The organism is Methanobrevibacter sp. (genome assembly GCF_017406825.1).
In the GTDB taxonomy this organism is placed as follows: Archaea; Methanobacteriota; Methanobacteria; order Methanobacteriales; family Methanobacteriaceae; genus Methanocatella.
The window spans coordinates 36,149-58,384 of record NZ_JAFQXT010000051.1 but is presented as its reverse complement, the minus strand read 5'-3'; the positions used below and the strand labels follow the sequence as shown (position 1 = coordinate 58,384).

The following is a 22,236-nucleotide window of genomic DNA, read 5'->3' as shown; positions in this document are numbered from 1 at the left end:
CTATAAAAAAAGAGAGAATAAAAAAATTAAAAAAAAAATTAAAAGTAGATAAACTAGAATGAAATGGATGTATAATATCCCTTAAGCTTATATGAGTTTGTATTCCAGTTTACTACTTTACCTAACGAGTTCCTAGAACTTACAGGGTCTGCAACAGTCCAAGTATCACCTATCAATACCATTCCCCATACGTGACCGTAAGTATTACCGCTTGAGAAATGGCAAGTACCATGGACATACATGGTAGGTAATCCCGCACATCTAAACATTGCAACGACCAAATGAGCCTGGTCAACACAATTACCGTGTTTTGCTTTTAATGTGCCTGCTGCCCCATATCTGGTGTTATAATAGAAAGTATAGGAGATTTTATCCCTTACATAATTATAAATCACAGTTGCTTTTTCCTTGTCACTCTTACAATCCTTTGTTAACTTAGAGACTAACTGTTTAATTTGAGCATCGTTAATTTCACAGTTTTTAACAGCTGCCAAGTACGGTGCAAGATTACTAATCTTATTCTTAAAGTTTAATACTCCAGTTATGGCGGAAGAGTAACCTCCGAAAGATTTAACATTAGTGTAAGTTGGCATTTTATTGTGGTTACCATAGTAAGTGAGAACATTTGAAAATGTGCTGACCAGACCCTGATAACCGATGGTTCCAACCTGTGAACTTACGGAATTAGGAATAACTCCTTTGGATTCCGCAGTATTTACAACCTTTTTAGCCACACTAAGATAATTTCTTAGATAACCTAGGTTATATGCTCCTAGAGGTTTTGTAGGGTTATCTAAAATCTTAAGGGAGATATCTTTTTTATTGCCTGCTTTCAGATTTACAATAGCTTTGGAAGCCAGATATAAATAGTCAGCGGTTTTAAATGTAGCATCCCCTATTTTGACTGTGGAAGGTAACTTATGATTATTGGAAATATAGCTTCTGACACTTTTTGAAGCCTTTATAATGTCACTAATAGCTACCTTGTTCAAAACATAAACTTTGGAGGAACCGTGATATGCTCCGCAATTGAAGCTTATGCTATAACTTCCTTTAGATAATGTACCTAAATTAACTTTAGCTATGCCGTTATCGTTTGTCTTAGCGGTTAAAGTTTTACCCTTGAAAGTGAAAACAACATTCTTATTCTTATAAGCATTATTATTTTCATTGACGACTTTAACTGAAAATGTGGCTTGGTCACTGACAGGGAGATAATTGCTTACAGGAATGAATTTGGCTCCTTTAACTGTAACCTTAGTGGATACCGGAGCAGATTTATAGATAGGATCTGCAAGTAAAGTTTTAATTGTATAATGACCTGCGCCCAATGTGATTTTCAATTTTACAACACCGTTGGAATCAGTCTGATAAATATGAGATTTACCGTTAATGGTGGATTTAACAAACACTCCTTTAAGAAGATTGCCTGATTCATCTTTAACAACTGCTCTGTAATAAGAATCCTCATTTGCCTTCATTGTTAAATCTTTTGCACTGATTTTAGCGACTTTATACAAGACTATAACTCTCTTTGAACCATAACTATAATCCTTTAATCCCGCATTAGAGTAATAATATTTTGCAAGATAGTTACCTGGTTTAATATTCTTCAGGTTAAGGGTTGCGGTACCTTTACTGTTAGTTTTGCAAATTGAAGTTTTTCCATTAAGCACGATTTTGACATTTTTATCCGCTAAAACATTGTCATTGCTATCAGTTAATTTGACATGAAGTTTTGATCCATCATTGTAATACATTACTACAACTGAAGAAGATAATTTTGTAGTAGGGCTGGCGACAATAATAGATGCCTGACCGGAACTGCCTCCAAAATTATTATCTCCTGAATACTTGAAACTAATTTTATAAGTACCTTTAGCAAGAACAGGAATAGTTACAGTGGCTTTCCCATTCGCATCAGTCTTTGAGGTTACTGTTTTATTATTGTAAGTAAAAGAGATTTTCTTGTTTTTAAGTAACGTATTATGTGCTGTTTTCAAAACAACACTGAATGAACCTTTTTTATTGGCATGAATGTAAGTTTTACTATTTGAGTTCAAATTAGTACTGTCTTTCTTAACCACAATGTTATATGAAACCTTTTCATTGGTATAAGGGTTTGTGGTGGTGATTACATACTTGCCTGCAGCCAAATTAATGTGAATACCTGCTTCACCATTATCATTGGTGGTTCTGGTATAAGTTTTACCATTGAATTTGAAAGCAATTTTGGTTTTTGCTAATGCTGAATTATCTTTCCAGAATTTTACAACATATTTTGTTGTATATCCGCAATATTTAGTTAAATCACTTCCAGTAACTGAGGATAACACCTTAACTTTCTTAGAAAGTGATGATGAAGAATAATTTGAATTTCCTCCATAAGTTAATGCAATTGCATATGTTCCAACTTTTAAACTAGCTGTTTTGATTAATGCAATTCCTTTGGCATCGGTGAATGCTGAGTAAGTTTTCTTGTTCACTTTTAAAGAAACTTTCTGATTTGATAAGGGGTTATCATTTTTATCTTTTAAAGCTACTTTGAAGGTAGTGGCTGATTTTCCATAGTGAGCATTGGAAATACTTAATTTTGTAGAAACTAAGGTAGCAGATTTGGCACTCAATACAGTTGCACCTTCAGTACCGACTACATTGCTACTTGAAATATCAGTGGCAACTCTATCACTACTTGAAATGGATGAACTGATAATGTCATCGGCTACTTCGCCAACATTGGAAGCGATTTGTCCGTTATTATCCTCAGATGAGTCGGCACTAATATTTAGAACCTCATCATCTGGACAATTTCCCAAATTATCATCATGAGAATTAACTATATTAGTTTCTGAGATAGAATACTCGCTAGAAATTTCTAATTTATCTTCTGCAGATAATGAATAGTCATTATCTCCTATTAAATTTGAATCTTCTTTATTTACAGCATTTAATGAATCTGCTGCGCTAACTGATCCTATGATAAGGAAAAATATGAACACGACAGATAACACTAATGCCTTATTTTTTATCGAAATTTTTCCACCTCTTGGTTCTCATTACGAAAATTTTATAGTAAAATATGATTATACTAAAATATAGTATTTCATAATGAGTGGATAAAGATTATTTATTTTATATTATATAAATGTTTTTAAAACTCCAATATATGAAAAACGGCTTAAAAATACTCAAATTAATCAGAAAAGATTAAAAACTAGTAGAATAGCAAAATTAAGAAAAAAATATATTAAAATTATCTATGAAAAAATCAAAATACTTAAATTTGCAATAAAATTTTAACAAATCCATAAAAAATGAAATTTAAAATTGACAATATTTTATAGAAAAAATTAGTTTATATTCAGTAATTAAACCTAAATTCAATGAAAAATTGTCTGATTTGATAAAAAATAATTGAAATAGTAAAAGTATTTGGAAAAATAACTCCAAAATATTAAAATTAAAAAATTCACAAAAAGTTGATTCAATGCTGTATGAAAAAAACATTTTTCAAAAGGACTACAAGAAAGTAGATATGCGATTCGCATTGGCTTATCCGAATATTTATAGAACAGCAATGTCTTCATTAGGTTATAACCTATTATATAATCTGATTAATGAACGTGAGGATACCTGGTGTGAAAGGATAATCTATCCAAGCATTAAATCACTCGAATCCAATACTCCTGGAAAGTATTTTGACATAATAAGCTTTTCTCTTCAGTTTGAGGAAGACTATTTTAATGTTTTGGAAATGCTTAAAGAAGCCGAAATTCCACTGAGAAGAAAAGACCGCGGAGATGAATATCCTTTGATTATCGCAGGAGGGCCTTGCGCAACCGCAAATCCTCTCCCCATGTCTGATTTTATTGACATATTCATTATTGGAGAAGGTGAAAATTCGATCAATGAATTTTTAAACGTCTATAAGGACTCTCCCGATAGGAACCTGGAAAGATATCTGGACATTGACGGGATCTACATTCCGGAATTTGACAATGAAACAAAAATCACTCTTGTAGACAACATGAATGAAACCTACCATATAACACAGCCGGTTTTGAGTAAAAGTGATGACGAGGACTATCAAAGTGTCTTCAATAACACAATCATGCTGAACGTTTCAAGAGGATGTACACGGGGATGCAGATTTTGCATGGCAGGTTATCTTTACAGACCTGCAAGAGAGACCGACTGGAAAAATTTAATCGACATTGCAATTGAAAACAGGAAAAATTCAGGATTGAATAAGGTTACGCTCATCGGCGCGGCAGTTTCTGATTATAGTGATTTGGATAAATTGATTGATGGACTTGAAAAAGAGGGTTTTCAAATTTCAACACCTTCACTGAGAATCGAATCGATTACCATGGAAACATTGACCACACTGAAAAAAAGCGGATTGAAAACCATTACACTTGCACCTGAATCGATTGCCCGACTTAGAAAAGTAGTGAATAAAGAGATACTAGAAAAACAAATTTTTACAGTAATAAAAAATGCAGTTGAATTGGATTTCAATATTAAACTATATTTTCTAATAGGAATCCCCGGTGAAAGTGATGAGGATATTCATGAGCTTTGCGAATACATGAAAAAAATAGCCCATATGCATAAGAATCCTAAAAGGGTAAAATTCAGCATAAATCCTGTAATTCCAAAACCCCATACTCCACTTCAATGGGAATGTTATGATTTTAAAGATATAAAAAGGAAAACAAGATATATTCAAAAGGAAATGAAAAATTATAACATAAAATGCGAAAGTCCTAAAAAAGGACTAATTCAATATATACTGTCTTGTGGAGATAGGGGCATTTCTACGATTATTGAAAAATCTCTAGAAAAACAACCGACACTCAAGGAATGGAGAGAGATTACTCCAAAATATGATCTTGATGAAAAATTACCTTGGAGCAATATTGACGTTGGCGTAAATGAAAGATTTCTGAAAATCGAGCACAGAAGATTAAAAAATCTAAAGCAAACCCCCTGGTGTGAAACATCACCATGCTATAATTGCGGGGCATGTGAAAAAGTATTACTAGAAAAAAATTAATTTACTATAATAATATACTATAATATAAGTGAGGCAAAATTTATGATAAAACCGGCAAGCAGAACAAAATTAATAGAATTATCATTAATCAGAAAAATGTTTGAAGCTACAAATCCCGATGCCATCAACTTGGGTATTGGCGAACCGGATTTCGATGTGCCGCAAAACATTAAGGATGCAATGAAAAAATCAATTGATGAAAATGACACTCATTATACTCCGAATAAGGGATATATTGAATTGAGAGAAGAAATTGTTAAGAAATTCAAAAAAGACAACGGCATCAATACCAACCCTGAAAATGTCATCGTAACGGTTGGAGCCAGTGAAGGATTATACATCAGTGCACAGGCATTCATGGAACAAGGGGATGAGATACTTTTACCAAATCCAAGTTTCCTATTATATGAATCCGTCATCAACCTTGCTGGTGGTACAATCGTGCCTGTTGACTGTAAAATGGAAAATGAGTTTAAGCTAAAATCAGATGACGTTCAGGAAAAGATTACTGATAAAACAAAAGCAATATTCTTAAATTCCCCATCAAACCCAACAGGTGCGGTAATGGAAAAAGAAGACATTAAGGCGATTGCCGATTTATCCATGGATCATGATTTTTTAATTATTTCAGATGAAATCTATGAAAAGATAATATATGACAAAAAACATTACTCCCCTGCAAAATACAGCGACAACGTGATAACCATAAACGGATTTTCAAAAACCTACGCAATGACAGGATTAAGAATCGGTTATTTGACTGCAAACGACGAACACTGTGAAGAATTATTTAAAATACATCAAAACAGCATAGCATGCAGCAATTCTACAGCGCAAAAAGGAGCCTATGAAGCATTGACCGGTCCGCAGGATGACGTAACAAAAATGGTTAATGAATTCCAAAGAAGAAGAGATCTGATTGTGAGTCGTTTGAATGGAATGGGCTATGAAACAGTCAATGCCGAAGGGGCATTTTATGTATTTCCAAAAATCGAAGATGAAGATTTCGTCAAGAAAGCTGCAGAAGCAGGCGTAATCACAGTTCCGGGATTTGCATTCGGATCCAATGGAAAAGGACATATCAGAATGTCTTATGCCAATTCTTATGAAAATATCGAAAAGGCAATGGATATACTTGAAGAGAGTGTAGTTAATGGATGAAAATAGAACTAAAACCGGAACAAAAGCTTCATTTGTAGCGATAACGGCTAATTGCTTTTTAACGGTTTTCAACATCATTATAGGATTACTGTCCGGAAGTTACGCATTGGTATCTGAAGGAGCCCATACCTTTTCAGACGTGATAACTTCAGTAATAGCTTATATAGGGTTTAAGATAGGTCAAAAACCCGCAGATAAGGAACATCCCATAGGTCATGGACGTGCAGAAGCCATAAGCGGATTATTAATAGTGATATTTCTGGCAATTGTTGCCTATGAAATTATCACCGGTGCTGTTGATAAAATAATGCATCCTTCTTTAATTACCGTTCCGGACATATATGCGGCAATAATGGCCGTCATAGGAATATTTGTAAACTATTTCATAAGCGAATACATTATCAGAATCGGTAAGGATATCAGAAGTCCCGCTATAGTTGCAGATGGAAAACATCAAAGAACAGACATATTTACTTCTGTTGCCATTTTAATCAGTGTAGTTATATCAAACATTGGTTATCCTATTTTAGATCCCCTTGTTGGATTATTGATAGGTTTATTAATCATTAAAACAGCTTATGAAATCGCTAAAGAAAATATTGACAATATAATGGGGAAAGTGCCATCACAGGAACTGATAAGCAAAATACAAACCGTTGCCAATTTAACTCCGAATGCTCAGAATGCACATAACATTAAAGTCGATTATTTAGGCTCATATGCCACCGCATACCTGCATGTTGAAGTTGATGGAAATATGCCATTAACTGAATCCCATCAAATTGCACATGACGTGGAAAACAATATCCTTAAAGCCATTCCTGAAATAAAATCAGTTATGGTGCATGTGTGCCCTATTGGATTAAAATATAATCATGATCAAGAAATAGATAATTAAAAAGCGCCGGGACGGGGATTTGAACCCCGGAGGTCATAAGACCATCGGATTAGCAGTCCGACGCCGTACCAGGCTGGGCCATCCCGACTAGTAAAAAACAGTATACTAAATAATATGTTTAAACATGTTAATAAAGTTAATTATTTTTTTAATGGCGTGTTCAAAAGTGGACTAATCTCAAAAATATAAGTGATCTAAAAAAGCCAACTCCACCCCGGGATTCTACAAGCATTGCATGTTAACAGTAGAGCTGCTCCCTTCCGGGCCTGACCCGTTCCTGTATCAGAGATGACTAATTTTTACCCTCCAGTAAAAATCTCACCACCACCAATCCTGTAGGACGAGGTTTCTATGTTGTTTTTCTAGGCTTATACTCTCTTAAAAAGCCGCCTTTTGAACTTCGACTGCACCAAAGGGGGTGTGTGCTTACAGAGGACCCCTAACCCTCCAGTCTAGCCAACTTTATATTTGATTTTAATCTTATATAAATGTTAGTGAAAAATATGGAAATAGGCTGAAAAATAACAAAAAAATAAATTAAAAAAACAATACTGGAAAAAAAGTCATTTCCAGTAACAAGCTGAAAACAGTTAAATTTAAAAAATAATAAAAAAATAAAGGAAATATTAGAATATCTCTTGAATAATATCTCCATCAGAAATAATTCCAACTAATTTATCCCCATCAACGACAGGAAGCTGATTTAAAATACCTGATGAAGCACTTTCCTTCATTACTTTAATGGCGGTTTCAATAGTGTCTTCAGGGGAAACTGTAACCACAGACTCAATCATTATTTCCTTGACACTGGTTCCCAATTCATATTTATCCAAAATTAGGTTGTGCCCTACATCAGTTGCAGTTATAATACCAATTAACTTATCATCTTCCAAAACCGGAAGAGAACTGATTTTATGTTCCATTAACTTTTCAAACGCATTTACAACATCGACATCGGAGGTAGTTGTAATTACATCACATGTCATTATATCTTTAACTTTCTTGTTCAACATTTTCCGCACCCACAAATTTATCAAGAATATCCTCAACCATCAAATCAATGGTTTCGTTAATATCCCTATTGTTAATTACACGAGTATGATGAATTTTAGCCTGTTCGACTAAAAAATTCTGAGTTTTTCTGATTGTATCAAAATTATCCATATATCTTTCAAGAGACCTTTTAACCCATGGCTGTCTGCATCTTGAATAAAATCTTTGTTTATGAGCTTCCTCATCATCAACAGTCAATGTGAAAATAATGATATTATTATCTTCAATCAAGTCTTTTCTTATGAATCCTGGAACCACATGAACCCCTTCGATGATTGTGCTGATTCCCTCTTTTACAGATCTTTCAATGATTGCTTCAATTCCCACATTAACAACATCCACATGACTGATAAATCCTTCAATAACGGAATCCACTCGGATAGCCGGTATTCTTATGCTTTCATATGCATCGAAACTTGATTTATGAATCACAGGACTCAGTTCTTTGGAGACGATCTTACGCATTACTTCGCGAATCATATCAGTGCTTATAAGGTTTTTTAATCTTAATCTATTAGCAAGTTCGAATGCCATTGAAGATGTGCCCACTCCTGACGCTCCACCGATTAAAATAATCAATGGCTTTTTGGAAGTTCTTAAAGCCCTCAAATTTTTGTATTTGACAGCGATTTTTGAATCAACGGATTCAAGATGATTCAATACAACATCAGCCAAATTCTGACTGGAAATTTCAGTGATATTATTTTTAATTAAATCCGCTTCAATATCACTGGCGATTTCATGGGCCCTTTCAATACCGATATCCGCAACATTCAGGGACCTGGACATGATTCCTTTGGAAAATGGCTCTTTATACTTTTTGCCCTCAACATCTCCAGTAACCCATATCATGATAATCTCTCCTAAAATATCTAAATTAATATCTTAATGTAATCGTAAATATAATTTTTTATTTGAATTTGGATATTTACTAAAAAAAATAGAAAAAATAGAGAAGAATGATTCATTCTTCTAATGAAATAATGCTTATTTCATAATTAGAGCCGTCAATTACATCGATTAAGACAGCTCCGTTGTCTCTAAGCATTCCTGGATTTGCTACATCAGTAGTTTTTCCAATTTTACTTAGGGATTTGGCTTCATGAATATGTCCGCATAAGTTTATTTGAGGTTCAAACTCGTGTATTGATTTTAAAATACCCGGACTTCCGACATGCTCACCGTTTTCAACCCTATCAGCTTCTGTGTTGAAAGGAGGTGCATGAGTGACTAAAATTTTCACCTTAGGAACATCAGTATTGTAAACATAATCATAGTTAGCTAACAAATCATATACCTGTCTGTAGATTTTGTCATCATCCATTTCACCCGGTGTGTCAAATGGAGTTGGATTAGACCCTCCAAAACCGAATAATATTGCATCTCCATATGCAATTATATTGTTGTGAAGGCAAAATGATACGTCATTAATAGCATTACAAATTCCGTTAGGGTCGCAATTGCCCGGAATTGCTATTACGTCCACTCCACAATCGGCTACCTTATTGATGAATGTCTCTACAAAGTCCAGAGGTCCGAAATCGGTAATATCCCCTAAGATTAAAACCAAATCTATATCATTATTGTTCAAATAAGCATATAAGTTTTCATTTTCTTCGCCGTGAATATCACTAATAGCTAATATTTTAACCATATAATCACCATTAATCTTCTAAAAAGAAAGAACCCATTTCTTTTAAGCCGAATTTAAGGTCTTCCTTATCTCCATGCAGTTGAATAGTCACATCATCGTCATACTCGATGATAAGTCCATTCCATTCTGCAATTTCCTGAACTCTTTCTTCAGCCAAAGGCACCCTTAAGTTAATTCTACCGGTTGTTAAACCCGGAGGGCTGTTAACCAAGAATTTTGACCTTGAATCTGCAAATTCAAATACTTCTTTTCCTTGCATGGCCTGTTTCAATAAGTCAAGCCATTCATCAGCATATTCTTCGCCTTCTTCTTCAGCTATAGCCAAGAGAGTTCCTTGAATATTGTTTAATGACATTTCTGCTTTTGCCAAACCGTTAATCAAATCAGGATGGGAAGGATCTCTTTTATATGAACTGATTGTTGATCTGATTATTCCCATCTCAGGGTTAATTCCACTTGGGATTTTATATCCTTTTTTTGTCAAATCTTTTAAAAGATGATTTAGAATTAACCAGTTTTGTTCTGATGGCAAACTCATAAATGTCCACCTATTATTTTTAGAGTAGTGTGATTGATTTTAGCATCTGCGTCTTTAAGTTCTCTTTCAATTTCGCTAGTACTACTATATGAATCTAAAAATAAAACATGATGAGTGGAAGTTCCTGCAATGTTTAGAATTGCTATTTCATCATCAGATTTGAGTTCTCTTTTATCAATAGTTGCTTTGAATTGAACGTAAGGTTCATATTCTTCTGGAAGGTCAGAATATTTGAATATTCCATCTAATGTTGCTACAAACATAATTACACCTCTAATTATTGTTACATTAATATATTTAACCACTTAATATATAAACATGATTACGAATTATTCGTATTTAATCAAACAAAAAAATTCTTTGTAAAAAAAATAGTTATCACGAGGATAACTAAACCCGAATTGTGTTTTCAATACCTAAAAAAAATAAAAGATAAGGATTAATAATCCTTAACTATTCTCCTAATGCTTTTTTAATAGCTGGAGTTGCGTCAATTTTTTGAGCATCGAAAGTTAACTCTTCAGCAGATAATCCCATAGCTAATCCGTATAATTGAGCTAAGTGGAATACTGGTAATGCGAAGTCAGTTCCGTATCTTTCGTTTACTTCAACTTGACCTTGGTCAAATTGCATGTGACAGAAAGGACATACGTTAACGATTGCGTCTACGCCTGCTTCGGTCATGTGGTCAAGTTTTTCTTTAGTGAAACTGGTAGTAACATCTAAATCTCTTGCTCTTAAACCTCCACCTGCACCGCAGCACATCATTTTGTCTTTGTAGTCTACTGATTTAGCACCAGTGATTTCTACAAGGTCATCTAAAATAGATGGGTTTTCTGCGTTGTCTTCAATACCAATAGTTTTGGTAGGTTTTAAGAAGTGGCAGCCGTAGTGTACAGCAACATTTAAGTCTAAAGGTTTTTCAATTAATGAAGCTAATTTTTCAAATCCGACATCGTCTCTTAAAATTTGAGCGAAGTGTTTAACATTAACAGTACCTTTGTATTCTCTGCCGATTTCAGCTAAGTTAGCGTTAACTTTAGCTCTTTTTTCTTCATCTTCTTGTAAGATATGGTTACATTCAAATAATGAACCGAAACATCCATTACATTCGGTCATGATGTCAGCACCCATGTCTTCAGCAATAGTTAAGTTACGAGCTGCGATTGTAGCCCAGGTTTCTTCATCGAAAGAACCGAATACACCAGGAGCAGGACAACATGATGCTCCTTCCATATCAGTTAATTTAATATCTAATGCTTCGAATAATTTTCTGGTAGCTTTTTCAACACCAGGATAACGGTTGTTCATGATACAACCTAAGAAGTATGCGATTTCCATATTATAACTCTCCTCAATTCATTTATTCTTTTAATCCGCCGGTTGCTTCATCGTAACCGATTAATTCATCAAATGCGGTAATTTTACATAATTTTTGAACTTCTTCTAATGCTTCAGGATAACTGTGAGTTGTTGGTGGTAATTCTGGAAGGCCAATTTTAACTCTTAAAGCTTTAGCAGCATCGTTAATAGGTACTGCGTGACCAGTGTTGATTACGAAAACTCCAGTCATTTTGTGAGGTTTTGCCATGTAACCTGCGTGAGCAGCAATGTTACGTGCTTTTTTGATAATTTCCACAATTTTAACACTTCTAAGACATCTTTCTTGGCAAGTGTAACAAGTGGTACACATCCATAAAGCATCATCAGTGATTACTTCTTCTTTTAATCCAAGTAAACATTTTCTGACGATTTGTCTTACTTTGTAAGGAGTTCTTCTTCCAGATGGGCAACTTCCACTACAGGTACCGCATTGGAAACAGTGTTTTACAGTTTCGATTCCAGAATCAATGAATTCAGCAGTGAAATCTGGATCACGATTTGCATCAGTTAATAATTCTTTATCAGTCAATAAAGTCATTTTATCTCTCTCTTTATCATTATTATTTGAATCTTTTTTAGCTTCTATGGCATCTTTTTTAGCTTCAACTTTCTCATGGATTTCTTCCTCGATAGCTTCCACTTTTTCATGAATTTCTTCTTTTTTAGCTTCAACTTTCTCGTGGATTTCTTCCTCGATAGCTTCAACTTTTTCCACTACAGGATCGATGTCATCGGAAGCTAAATCTTCAACACTGTCTGCTGATTCTTCCACAGTTGCTTCCTCAGCTTCTACAACTGGTTCTGCTTCAGTAACGACAGTTTCAGTTTCAGTTTTTGAAGATGTAACTTGGACATCATCAGATGTGTTTGAAACATCAGCATTGATGTCAATTTCTTCATTATCTCCTTTAAATAAGGATTTTAGACGATTTATTATAGACATTGAAAACACACCTCGGGACAATCATCGGATAATCTCCTCAAATCCATACTAATATTCTTTTTAAGAACATATATAAAGGTTACTAAAATTTTAGCTTGTGTAATCCAAATGATTACACTAAATGAAAAATTTTTATATGCCTAAATAATTATATATTTACATAAGAACAAAAAAGGAAGAAAAAATGATAAAGAAATTTGAAATAAAATCACATGACGGACCAGGAAGAATCGGTAAAATTGATGATGAATTGAGTCCGAGATTATTCTCAAAAGATGACTTGAAAATTGCTCCCAGCGAAGGATCCGCATATAACGTTGACCGGGAAATTGCCGAATTTAACGTTAGAGAAACATTAAGACTAGCCAGAAAAAATGCAGCTGAATGTGATGTGGCAGTGATTCAAGGTTCAAAATACATTGATTTAAGAGTTAAATGTCTTAAGGAACTTGAAGAAATCGGATATAACGGATTTATAATTGCCAATGGAGATGCATTACTTACCAACTCAAGAGATTTGGTGGAACTTATTGTCACATTAAAAAAAGAAGCTAAAAAGAATAGTTATTTTATTTTTTCATTTACAGAAGTTTCCTTCATGCCGATATTGGTATACATGGGAATTGACGGCTTTTTAACCGATTCTGCAAATTATTACAGTCATCTGAATGTTTTGCAGACCCCTACTAAAGCATATGATTTGAATACCTATCCGCTTTATGATGACATTTCACAAAAAGATCTTGAAAGTGAAAACATCAGGAACATGGAATTTGTTATAAAAGAAATCCATGCCCATATGAAAAACAGATCATTGAGAAATCTGGTGGAAGAAAGGTCCGGAACAACTCCCCAAAACATCTCAACCTTAAAAATACTTGACAGAAACCATATGGATTATCTGCTTGAATACACACAATTAGTTTAAAATCTTAAATGAATCCACAATATCTTTGAATTCACCTTCAGATTCACCGGATATATCTAAAGTACGCAATTCAAAAATATAAATATTCTTTTCTTCAATGAACACATAAGTGTGAATATCAAAGTTGATTTCCGGAGTATCGATGTTTGCATGGAGTTTAATGGCGTCCTTGCCTGCAATCTGAGTGAAATCGGATGCCAGAATCACACCTCCATCATCCGAAATTGCATTTTCCATGAATATCTTATAATCGTCAAGATTTGTGGCGGTGGGAAACATGACTGCATTGATTAGGTTATCCTGTCCTTTTGATAGAGTGGCTATGCAATCAGGATTGGAAAGTATATCGGCTTTTTCGACTTCCCATTTGGCAGGATATTGAAAAGTGATTTTTCCTGTATTGAATGTCTTCATGAATCATTCCTCATCTTTTGGCGAAACATCTATGGTTTCGGGAGTTTCCTCATCGATAGTGTCAATATATTTGGAGAATGGTTCTGGAAGTTTTGGCATGACTTCCTTTAGGATTTCGGCTGCATCAAGTTCCAAAGCCTGGCCTGAAAGCAACTGTTCCACGTCAAATCCGAAGTCGAATGGCTTGAGTAAATCGTCTGTAGGCACTCTTAAATTAATCTTTTTCTTGTTGAGTATCATTTTCAGAGTGCTTGTGTTTCTTATCTGCTCATTCATGTCTTCAACAGTGCTTTTTATATCATATGCTATAGCCTTATTCTTCTCATTTACTTCCTGCTTTGATTTTTCAATGGATTTTTCCAAATCTTTAACGAGAATGGCATTTCTTCTGTTGATGTTGTCCCTTGCCTCATCAATCACCACATTGATTGCATTTAGAATTGACTTGTTCAATTCGACATTATAGGCAAGAATCATCTTATTCTTATAATCGAGTTCCTTAAAAATAGCTACTCTTTCATCGTCGATTTTGGTAATCTTTTTGTTTAACTCATGAATTTCATCTTTGGCCTTTAAAAGTTCCTCCTTATCGGACAGCTGTTCCTTAAGTGAATCCACATCGTCGAAGAATGAACCCTTAAGAGTTTGGATTTGGCCTTTGAGCTCTTCAATCTCAGCGTCTTTTCCTTCAATGGTATGATAAAATTCATCAAGTTTTTCATCAGAGAATTGATTATCAATTAATTTTTCATAATCGCTTTGGGACAACACTTTTACTAAATCATCATCTTCAAAAGGATCCTCTTTTTTGAGACTGACCTGCTTTTGTTGTGATTCTTTTTCGACAGTGTTGCCGTCCTTGTCTTTACTGGTATACTTTTTTGTATACACTCTCACAGTTCTAAAATCATCACTTTCCATTATTGACACCACTCTATAATAATAAGTTTGATTTGTTTAATTTAAATAGTTAATGTTAAAAAAAGAAAAAAAAGAGGAAAAAAATTTATTTATCTTCTTTTTCAATCCATAATAACATCGCTTCTTCTATAGCTTTGGAATACCATCCAGTTTTAAATAACATCTTACTGGAAGCTATTTTGCGAAAATTCAAGTCAATGTCATTATTGATGCTGATTGTAACGCGTCTGTTTCGAGCCATATGAATAGATTGTTTAGAATACTTAATAAAGGTTTTAGTTTATTTTAAAGTCATATTGACATGAAAACATTAACATTGTTCCGTTAATAATGATTTGAATCAGGAACTGAAAAAGAATATATGAAGTGGCGAACAATATTTCTTAGAGATGGTAATATGAACGCCAAATACTTAATTATTCCATTAATATTCATGACCCCCCTATGTCTAATGGGAGCCGATTTCAGCAAAACCCCCGCTGACGCGAATAGTGATGATGAAATGGATCTCCCAAACGATTCATCTGATTTCGTATTGACATCTGATGTTGGCAGGATGTAATTTTAGAAACCAGATACTATTCCACATATAATTTTGTGGGAGATTGCATTGACGGATACGAGCAGCCCACTGCTCTACTGACCAAGGAAGCGGCGAATGCTCTTAAAGAGGCAAATGACGAGTTTGTAAAAAAAAGGGTATCGGCTAAAGATATATGATGCATACCGTCCTCAAAAAGCGGTTGAAAATTTCAAAAAGTGGGTTGAAGATGTTGGCGACACACGCATTAAAGATGCATTCTATCCCGAAATCGACAAATCCGTGCTGTTTGAACAGGGCCACATCAGCAATCATTCCGGACATAGCAGAGGCAGTGCAGTCGACCGACAATAGTCGATGCCAAAACCGGAAAAGATGTAGATATGGGCGGAACATTCGATTACTTTGGTGAAAGAATCCACCCAGACTACAAAAACATTACCTCTGAACAGTTCAATAATCGTATGATACTTCGCCAGGCAATGACTAATCATGGGTTTGACCCATTACCTGAAATGGCGGCATTTTACCTTAAAAGACAAGACTTATCAGGACACCTATTTCACTTTCCCTGTGAATGAGGATTCTCTTGTCAATTAACATTCAAAGAGGAATTCGAAGTGTTCAATCCCGTCTTCGAGATATTCCTCTGAAACCTTTTTAAAGCCCAGACTCTGGTAAAAATCAGTCAGATAGGCCTGGCCTGACATTCGAATCTTATTTTTTCCCAAATCCATGATGATGAAGTCCATTGCCTTTTTCATCATTTCCCTTGAGATGCCCCTGCCCCTATATGCCTTTTTAACAATCACTCTTCCGATTGCCATTTCCTCATATGAAACATGTTCCGGCAGAATTCTCAAGACTGCTGCAATTTCATCATCATCCCTTAAGAACAGATGATATGCGCATTGATCCTTATCATCCAAATCCTGATAAGCGCAATTCTGTTCAACGACGAAAACTTCCGCTCTCAATTTCAATATTTCATACAGTTCCACTGTTGTCAGTTCACCGAACCTTTTTAATTCCCATTTCAAAAATATTCCTCCGTTAATTTAAAGGAAGGCGTTTGGCTTTAACTTTCTCTTTAAGGGTTTTTAGCTCATTGGAGATGATGAATATTTTTTCGCCATCGATGAATGTCTTATAACTCCAGCCATCCCCGTATTGGGAAATTATAAATTCCCCATCCTCACCTGAAAACTCGTCCTGGGGAATTTCCTCATCAACAATCACGTCTTGCCTGACATCATTCTGATTATTTATTGCATTGATTGCCAGGTAAAAGCCTCTGAATTTCGGATTACCCGTTTGGCCCCGGACATACCACTGAATGAGCTCATGCTGAGTTATATCAACAACGAAAGCAACTTTAAAAAAAGAACGAAGCTTTTTATATTCGTTTATTACAATCAGGAACTTCCTGAAATAAGAGAAATTATATGCCCCATGTTTCAACTGTTCATGAATTAGTTGTGACCTTAAAGAATCATTTCTTTTTTGTAAACTATTCAATACAAAATCAATCTCCATCACTATTATTTTGAACTTCAAAGCATATAAGTTTAAATAATCGAAAATAAAACTATTATTAACCAATTCAAGAGGTGATAAAATGAGTATAAAAAAAGTTGTTGTTGCAGGCGGAGGCGTGCTTGGAAGTCAAATTGCTCTTCAATCATCCTACTGTGGATTTGATGTGACAATCTGGCTTAGAAGTGAAGGCTCCATTGAAAGAGCAAAACCAAAGCTTGAAAGATTCAAAAACATCTACATAGATACACTAGAACAAATGAAAACCGATCCTGCTGCATATTGCAGAGGATTATCTAAAAAGACAGACTTGAGCAACGATGAACTTGACGCACTAAAAGAGCAAGCGCAAGCAGCATATGATAACTTGACATTGACAACAAGTTATGAAGAAGCTGCTGCAGATGCCGATTTGATTATCGAAGCCATTGCTGAAAATCCGGAACAGAAAATTGCATTTTACACAGAACTTGCAAAATACATGGAAGAAAAAACAATTTTAGTGACAAACTCATCAACATTGCTTCCGTCCATGTTTGCCGAATATACCGGAAGGCCTGAAAAATACCTGTCATTGCACTTTGCAAACACCATCTGGGCAAACAACACTGCTGAAGTGATGGGCCATCCCGGAACCAATCAAAAATACTACGATGAGGTAGTGCAATTCGCTGAAGATATAAATATGATTCCTTTAAAACTTAAAAAGGAACAACCTGGATATATCTTAAACTCATTACTGGTTCCATTCTTAAACTCTGCACAAGCCCTGCTTGCCAATGATGTTGCAGACCATGAAACAATTGACAAGACCTGGATTCTGGCTACTGGAGCTCCTGCCGGACCATTCCATATCTTAGATATTGTAGGTTTAACCACCGCTTACAATATTGTTGTTATGAATCCAGAATCAGAAGATCCTAATACAACTGCAGGCAAAATAGCTAAGATGCTTAAAGAAAAAATCGATGCTGGTGAAACCGGTATTAATGCAGGTAAAGGATTTTACGAATATTAATATCATGAAAGGATTTCTTTACCTTTCATTCTATTTTTTTTTGATTTCAGGAAAATCATTCATATGAAATACTATTCATATCCTTAAAAACTTTTTCAACTTTCCTGATAATTTGATTAAAATCAATTTCATTAATGAATTAAGTGAAGTGTTATTTTAATATTTTAAAATTCATTATTTTAAATAAAAAAAAAGATTTTTTTGCGAAGAAAAATAAAAAGATTTAAATAATATTAAAACATAATTATATACGACATGAAGCAAACTTCATATCATGATGAACATCAGTCAACATTTTATAATCTCCAAAATGATTAGTATGTTCAATCGGAAGTAGAAAAATACCACAACTACTTCCTAACTCCCCCTTTTTTTAAACTAAACATCATCAAGTATTTTAGGATCTGCTCCTGCAATTTCCACCAGATATTCCGCTTCAACAATGTGAAGCTTGGACGGAATGATTATGCAATGAAGCGGTCCTCCGAAATCAAAATCTATTAGTTCACTGATTTTTCCCGCCTTGACTGCCACATCCCTTGAACCAACACGGGCAATGCCCATGGCAAGAGTGTCATCAGTAATCAGACCTTCTCTGTCCAAATCATTATAAATACTCATCAGATACTCCAAACCTTCATTAACAGTCATGTAACGGTCTTTATGAGCCTGAATATCCAATAAGACAAGAGTGTGCAAATCCATCTTAAGATTCTCTTCAATAACCTCATAAGGGGATTTCGGATAAAAATTATAATCCGGAAACGGTATTGTGGTCACCTTGCCGAACTTGTATCCCTGAAGTCCTGAAATAGCCGGTGCTGAAGATAGGATTGATGAGCCGTGAATCACTTCGAAGTCTATTTCCTTTTTGCGGCATTGAACCAGAAAATCGCTGTGAGTGGTTGCAATCAGAGGGTCTCCTCCCGTTATTAAGGCAACATCACTTGTTCTAGCCTCCTCGATGAATTTGTGTTCCTCCTCAACTTCCCCCCTGACAAGAACTTCTATCTTTTGACCAATCAGCTCTTCAATAGCTTCAAAGCTTGATCCGAATAATCTTGATGTGAAAAATTCAGCATAGATTTTATCTACATTTCTTAAACATTCCAATCCTTTAAGAGAAATATCCTTTTCATCAAATAATCCTAAACCAACTAAATAAAACATAATACTATTTATAATAATTTAAGCATAAATAACTTTATGAAATGTGTAAAAGTTCCATTAAAACAATTAAATGATACTCGTATTAAATTAATGGAAAATGGCTTAATGAATATGGAATATAAGATTAAAGCCGACAAAGATTACGGATATATTCCCGTTGATGATGACATTGATGACTACGAGATTGTGGATATTGACTTGGAACCCATGAAAAAAGTCCCGCATAATTTTTCTGAAATACTTAAGGATGAGCTGACCCCTGATGAAATTGAAAATCTCAGAACCTCCTTTGACACCATCGGAGACGTGGTTATACTGGAAATTCCGGAGGATTTGCAGGACAAAAAACAGATTATCGGAGATGCCGCCCTTAAATTCACAAAAAGAAAAGCAATCTATATGAAAAAAAGCGCCATCAAAGGAACAACACGCGTGCGTGATTTGGAATTTTTATCAGGCATAGACGACTCTGTTACCATCCATAAAGAACATGGTGCACGTTTGAAATTAGACATTCGTGAAGTATACTTTTCACCGAGACTTGCAACCGAGCGAAAACGCGTTATGGAAAGTGTAAAAGATGGTGAAAAGATTCTTGACATGTTCTGCGGAATCGGGCCTTTTCCCATTGTCATTGCAAAAAACAGGAATGTCGACATCACTGCTGTAGATATAAATGAATCCGCAATTTACTATCTGAATGAAAACATCCGGCTAAACAAATTGAAAGGCAATATCCAAACATGCTGTGGAGATATCGGCAAAGTCAGCAAATCATTTAAAACAAAATTTGACAGGATTATCATGAACCTTCCTGGGCTTGCCTACACTTTCCTGGATGTTGCAGTTGATTTGATTGAAGATGGCGGCATAATTAATTATTATGAGTTTTCTGATTCATATGAACAGGGAATAAAACGCCTGGAAGTTGCATGCGGAAAAGTCGGAAAGGAAGTTGAAATAATCAACACACGCAAGGTAAAATCAACATCTCCCGGCGAATGGCATGTAGCCATTGACGCAAGGATAAAAAAATAAGAAATTATTAATCTGTCAGATTAATAATTGTTTAGAACTGGATTCTGTTGCCAGTCCATAAGTCGTCATCATTGAATGCATTAAATTTCTTTTCGTCTTCGATATATTGATCCATATCCCTATATAATTTAACTCTGAAAATATCCGGATAAGCAATATAAAGCATGTCCCCGTTATCTCTGGTTTCTTTTACATAGGTTTCTTCAAACTCGATGATTGTATCCTCATCTTTGTTGAAATGATGAACCTCATTTGCACATAATATTTTGAAATGTACAAAGTCATCTTTTAATAGTTCAGTGACCAAATCCTTGATTAAAGGAGGATATTTTTTACTTTTTCCACTTTTAATTTCCATAAAATCCCTCATTGATTATTAACAATTTTAAATCTCTAGTTTTACAAAATATTGTAAATCATAATCAAAAATGAAACTCAAATAACCTTATTTTGATTGAAATATGTAGAAATTCATAAAAATGTTATTTAATACTTTAAATTTCATTCTTTAAATAGTTTTATAATGAAAAAATGATTAGAAAATGGATAGTTGAACTTCAGGGACTGAGGAGATAGCACGGCAATCCCATGCCCATTAGGGCATACAGTCCATGAAGCAAGAATCCTCAACCTCCATGAATTGAGGAGTTAACTATTTTCAAGACTAAGAACACACCCTTATTCCTAGCCTGTCAATTTGAGTTTTAAAACTCCGTTTTTTAGCTGTAAAAAAAGTAAAGTTCCATAGGTTAATCCTACCTTACTTTACTGGGGGGGAATAGTTATTTTTTGTACTCGATATAAGTACAATTAATTATATCAAATATCGCCCATATAAAGGTTTTTGCATGCAAGTACTTACTGACATTAGTAATATCAAAAAATAAGAATTATAAGAACATTTAAGAATTAAAGAAAGAATTATTGATTAAATCGGATCAATAATTCCCTTTTCGGTAATGATTCCTGTGATCAATTCCTTCGGTGTTATGTCGAAAGCCGGATTGATGACATCAGTTCCTTCAGGACAGATTCTTGCACCGCCATAATATCTCACTTCATCCCCGTCCCTCTCTTCAATAACTGTGTCAAAAATGGAAATCTCGTTGTCAAATGTAGAGTAGGGTGCCGCCACATAAAATGGTATGTCATGGTATTTTGCTGCAAGCGCCACCATAAATGAGCCTACCTTATTGACTACGCCGCCTTTGGCGATTCTGTCAGCGCCGATGACCACCTTATCGATTTTTCCTTGAGACATCAAATATCCAGAAGCCACATCAGGGATTAATTTCACCGGAATGTTTTCCTGCTGCATTTCCCAAACACTTAAGCTTGCTCCCTGACCTCTCGGACGGGTCTCATCGCAGATTACGTTGATGTTTTTTCCCGCATCTCGCGCGGCCCTGAATACTCCAAGAGCAGTCCCATAATCGACACATGCAAGAGCTCCTGCATTACAGTGGGTTAGAACTGTATCGCCATCATCTATTATTTCAGCGCCGAATTTTCCGATAGCCCTGTTTGTAGCCATGTCCTCATCATACATTTTAAGCGCTTCCGCAAGTGCGTCTTCACTTTCAAGCACTCTGTCAACAGCCCAGAACAGATTAACAGCAGTTGGCCTTGCAGCCTTTATCTCTTCTGCGGCTTTAGTTAAATCAACACCCTCAATGTCTGCCAGTGCCATTCCAAAAGCTGCCGATACTCCAATAGCCGGTGCGCCACGCACGGTCATGTTTTTTATTGCAACAATAACGTCCTGATAATTTTCACAGTACACGTAGGTCAATTCATCAGGAAGCTTTCTTTGATCAATGAGTTTTAATTTATTATCTTCCCATTCAAGTGTTTTCATATTAACACCCAATATCTAAAAAAATAAGTTTAAAAAATTGAAAGCATAATTAATGTTAGTTCCTAATTTTTGTTATGCAAAAATGCATAGAGTATTTATAATTATGCTTCCCGTCTAATTTAA

25 protein-coding genes, 1 tRNA gene, 1 other RNA gene and 1 pseudogene are annotated in these 22,236 nt (G+C 34.9%); 9 read left to right on the top strand and 19 right to left on the bottom strand.

All coding sequences use genetic code 11. The annotated features are described in order from the left end of the window. Nucleotides 1–53 precede the first annotated feature (53 nt). Nucleotides 54–2,999 (bottom strand): Ig-like domain repeat protein, encoded by a 2,946-nt coding sequence (locus tag IJF99_RS09080; RefSeq protein WP_292794516.1) that lies wholly within the window; start codon nucleotides 2,997–2,999, stop codon nucleotides 54–56. 488 nt (nucleotides 3,000–3,487) lie between these two features. Between IJF99_RS09080 and IJF99_RS09075 the strand changes: the two genes are divergently transcribed. Genes IJF99_RS09075 through IJF99_RS09065 form a run of 3 tightly spaced genes read left to right on the top strand, consistent with a single transcriptional unit; the run spans nucleotide 3,488 to nucleotide 7,118 of the window. Continuing rightward, complete coding sequence (locus IJF99_RS09075) at nucleotides 3,488–5,059, top strand: radical SAM protein (RefSeq protein ID WP_292794514.1); 1,572 nt, start codon at nucleotides 3,488–3,490, stop codon at nucleotides 5,057–5,059. 42 nt (nucleotides 5,060–5,101) lie between these two features. Continuing rightward, nucleotides 5,102–6,220, top strand: a complete 1,119-nt coding sequence (locus tag IJF99_RS09070; protein ID WP_292794512.1) for a pyridoxal phosphate-dependent aminotransferase — start codon at nucleotides 5,102–5,104, stop codon at nucleotides 6,218–6,220. Further along, on the top strand, nucleotides 6,213–7,118 hold the full coding sequence (locus tag IJF99_RS09065; protein WP_292794509.1) for a cation diffusion facilitator family transporter: 906 nt from the start codon (nucleotides 6,213–6,215) through the stop codon (nucleotides 7,116–7,118). Before IJF99_RS09070 ends, IJF99_RS09065 begins: the two co-directional genes overlap by 8 nt. Nucleotides 7,119–7,122: 4 nt before the next feature. On the opposite strand, the gene IJF99_RS09060 is transcribed toward IJF99_RS09065, so the two are convergent. The 9 genes from IJF99_RS09060 to hdrC form a co-directional block, all read right to left on the bottom strand. Next, a tRNA-Ser gene (locus IJF99_RS09060) sits at nucleotides 7,123–7,206 on the bottom strand. A 60-nt stretch (nucleotides 7,207–7,266) separates the two neighbouring features. Continuing rightward, nucleotides 7,267–7,581: signal recognition particle sRNA (gene ffs, locus IJF99_RS09055), an RNA gene on the bottom strand. A 163-nt stretch (nucleotides 7,582–7,744) separates the two neighbouring features. Then, nucleotides 7,745–8,131, bottom strand: coding sequence for a CBS domain-containing protein (locus tag IJF99_RS09050; protein ID WP_292794506.1), 387 nt, complete (start codon nucleotides 8,129–8,131; stop codon nucleotides 7,745–7,747). Further along, the gene (locus tag IJF99_RS09045) at nucleotides 8,112–9,023 is read right to left on the bottom strand and encodes a 2-phosphoglycerate kinase (protein WP_292794504.1); all 912 of its coding nucleotides are present in this window, start codon (nucleotides 9,021–9,023) and stop codon (nucleotides 8,112–8,114) included. The genes IJF99_RS09050 and IJF99_RS09045 overlap by 20 nt, the downstream gene beginning before the upstream one ends. Nucleotides 9,024–9,135: 112 nt before the next feature. Further along, nucleotides 9,136–9,825: a metallophosphoesterase gene (locus tag IJF99_RS09040; protein WP_292794502.1), complete on the bottom strand. Its 690-nt coding sequence runs from the start codon at nucleotides 9,823–9,825 to the stop codon at nucleotides 9,136–9,138. Between the two features lie 10 nt (nucleotides 9,826–9,835). Further along, complete coding sequence (locus tag IJF99_RS09035; protein WP_292794500.1) at nucleotides 9,836–10,363, bottom strand: DUF2096 family protein; 528 nt, start codon at nucleotides 10,361–10,363, stop codon at nucleotides 9,836–9,838. Further along, entirely contained in the window at nucleotides 10,360–10,626 is a 267-nt protein-coding gene (locus IJF99_RS09030) for a DUF749 domain-containing protein (RefSeq protein WP_292794498.1), read from the bottom strand. The genes IJF99_RS09035 and IJF99_RS09030 overlap by 4 nt, the downstream gene beginning before the upstream one ends. Before the next feature lie 190 nt (nucleotides 10,627–10,816). Beyond that, nucleotides 10,817–11,704, bottom strand: coding sequence for a CoB--CoM heterodisulfide reductase subunit B (gene hdrB / locus IJF99_RS09025; protein WP_292794495.1), 888 nt, complete (start codon nucleotides 11,702–11,704; stop codon nucleotides 10,817–10,819). 22 nt (nucleotides 11,705–11,726) lie between these two features. Further along, nucleotides 11,727–12,689: a CoB--CoM heterodisulfide reductase subunit C gene (gene hdrC, locus IJF99_RS09020; RefSeq protein WP_292794493.1), complete on the bottom strand. Its 963-nt coding sequence runs from the start codon at nucleotides 12,687–12,689 to the stop codon at nucleotides 11,727–11,729. A 184-nt stretch (nucleotides 12,690–12,873) separates the two neighbouring features. Between hdrC and IJF99_RS09015 the strand changes: the two genes are divergently transcribed. Continuing rightward, complete coding sequence (locus IJF99_RS09015) at nucleotides 12,874–13,617, top strand: archaeosine tRNA-ribosyltransferase (protein ID WP_292794491.1); 744 nt, start codon at nucleotides 12,874–12,876, stop codon at nucleotides 13,615–13,617. Here IJF99_RS09015 and IJF99_RS09010 read toward each other — a convergent pair. The 3 genes from IJF99_RS09010 to IJF99_RS09000 all read right to left on the bottom strand — a co-directional run bounded on the left by IJF99_RS09010 (nucleotide 13,609) and on the right by IJF99_RS09000 (nucleotide 15,193). Next, the gene (locus IJF99_RS09010) at nucleotides 13,609–14,031 is read right to left on the bottom strand and encodes a PsbP-related protein (protein ID WP_292794489.1); all 423 of its coding nucleotides are present in this window, start codon (nucleotides 14,029–14,031) and stop codon (nucleotides 13,609–13,611) included. The two genes, IJF99_RS09015 and IJF99_RS09010, sit on opposite strands and share 9 nt — an antisense overlap. 3 nt (nucleotides 14,032–14,034) lie before the next feature. Then, on the bottom strand, nucleotides 14,035–14,952 hold the full coding sequence (locus IJF99_RS09005; protein WP_292794487.1) for a hypothetical protein: 918 nt from the start codon (nucleotides 14,950–14,952) through the stop codon (nucleotides 14,035–14,037). Nucleotides 14,953–15,037: 85 nt separating this feature from the next. Beyond that, nucleotides 15,038–15,193, bottom strand: a complete 156-nt coding sequence (locus tag IJF99_RS09000; RefSeq protein ID WP_292794485.1) for a hypothetical protein — start codon at nucleotides 15,191–15,193, stop codon at nucleotides 15,038–15,040. Nucleotides 15,194–15,349: 156 nt separating this feature from the next. On the opposite strand from IJF99_RS09000, the gene IJF99_RS08995 reads away from it, so the two are divergent. Both IJF99_RS08995 and IJF99_RS08990 read left to right on the top strand, forming a co-directional pair. Beyond that, nucleotides 15,350–15,514 (top strand): hypothetical protein, encoded by a 165-nt coding sequence (locus IJF99_RS08995; RefSeq protein WP_292794483.1) that lies wholly within the window; start codon nucleotides 15,350–15,352, stop codon nucleotides 15,512–15,514. A 35-nt stretch (nucleotides 15,515–15,549) separates the two neighbouring features. Beyond that, entirely contained in the window at nucleotides 15,550–15,672 is a 123-nt protein-coding gene (locus IJF99_RS08990) for a hypothetical protein (RefSeq protein ID WP_292794481.1), read from the top strand. On the opposite strand, the gene IJF99_RS09515 is transcribed toward IJF99_RS08990, so the two are convergent. After that, nucleotides 15,659–15,844 carry a hypothetical protein gene (locus tag IJF99_RS09515; RefSeq protein WP_366931266.1) on the bottom strand — a complete coding sequence of 62 codons (186 nt, stop codon included), beginning with the start codon at nucleotides 15,842–15,844 and terminating at the stop codon, nucleotides 15,659–15,661. The two genes, IJF99_RS08990 and IJF99_RS09515, sit on opposite strands and share 14 nt — an antisense overlap. A 32-nt stretch (nucleotides 15,845–15,876) precedes the next feature. Between IJF99_RS09515 and IJF99_RS09510 the strand changes: the two are divergent. Next, nucleotides 15,877–15,936 (top strand): annotated as a pseudogene (locus IJF99_RS09510) (hypothetical protein); the annotation flags it as partial. Nucleotides 15,937–16,089: 153 nt separating this feature from the next. Here the strand turns inward: IJF99_RS09510 and IJF99_RS08980 are convergent. Beyond that, the gene (locus IJF99_RS08980) at nucleotides 16,090–16,533 is read right to left on the bottom strand and encodes a GNAT family N-acetyltransferase (protein WP_292794476.1); all 444 of its coding nucleotides are present in this window, start codon (nucleotides 16,531–16,533) and stop codon (nucleotides 16,090–16,092) included. Between the two features lie 13 nt (nucleotides 16,534–16,546). Next, complete coding sequence (locus tag IJF99_RS08975) at nucleotides 16,547–17,029, bottom strand: hypothetical protein (protein ID WP_292794473.1); 483 nt, start codon at nucleotides 17,027–17,029, stop codon at nucleotides 16,547–16,549. Between the two features lie 82 nt (nucleotides 17,030–17,111). On the opposite strand from IJF99_RS08975, the gene IJF99_RS08970 reads away from it, so the two are divergent. Then, nucleotides 17,112–18,047 (top strand): 3-hydroxyacyl-CoA dehydrogenase, encoded by a 936-nt coding sequence (locus tag IJF99_RS08970; protein ID WP_292794470.1) that lies wholly within the window; start codon nucleotides 17,112–17,114, stop codon nucleotides 18,045–18,047. Nucleotides 18,048–18,425: 378 nt separating this feature from the next. On the opposite strand, the gene dph5 is transcribed toward IJF99_RS08970, so the two are convergent. Continuing rightward, entirely contained in the window at nucleotides 18,426–19,217 is a 792-nt protein-coding gene (dph5, locus tag IJF99_RS08965) for a diphthine synthase (RefSeq protein ID WP_292794467.1), read from the bottom strand. Between the two features lie 36 nt (nucleotides 19,218–19,253). Between dph5 and IJF99_RS08960 the strand changes: the two genes are divergently transcribed. After that, complete coding sequence (locus tag IJF99_RS08960) at nucleotides 19,254–20,255, top strand: class I SAM-dependent methyltransferase family protein (RefSeq protein WP_292794465.1); 1,002 nt, start codon at nucleotides 19,254–19,256, stop codon at nucleotides 20,253–20,255. A gap of 31 nt (nucleotides 20,256–20,286) precedes the next feature. Here IJF99_RS08960 and IJF99_RS08955 read toward each other — a convergent pair whose 3' ends face one another. Further along, nucleotides 20,287–20,613 carry a hypothetical protein gene (locus IJF99_RS08955; protein ID WP_292794463.1) on the bottom strand — a complete coding sequence of 109 codons (327 nt, stop codon included), beginning with the start codon at nucleotides 20,611–20,613 and terminating at the stop codon, nucleotides 20,287–20,289. A gap of 570 nt (nucleotides 20,614–21,183) precedes the next feature. Beyond that, nucleotides 21,184–22,113, bottom strand: a complete 930-nt coding sequence (mtnA, locus tag IJF99_RS08950) for an S-methyl-5-thioribose-1-phosphate isomerase (RefSeq protein ID WP_292794460.1) — start codon at nucleotides 22,111–22,113, stop codon at nucleotides 21,184–21,186. Nucleotides 22,114–22,236 lie beyond the last annotated feature (123 nt).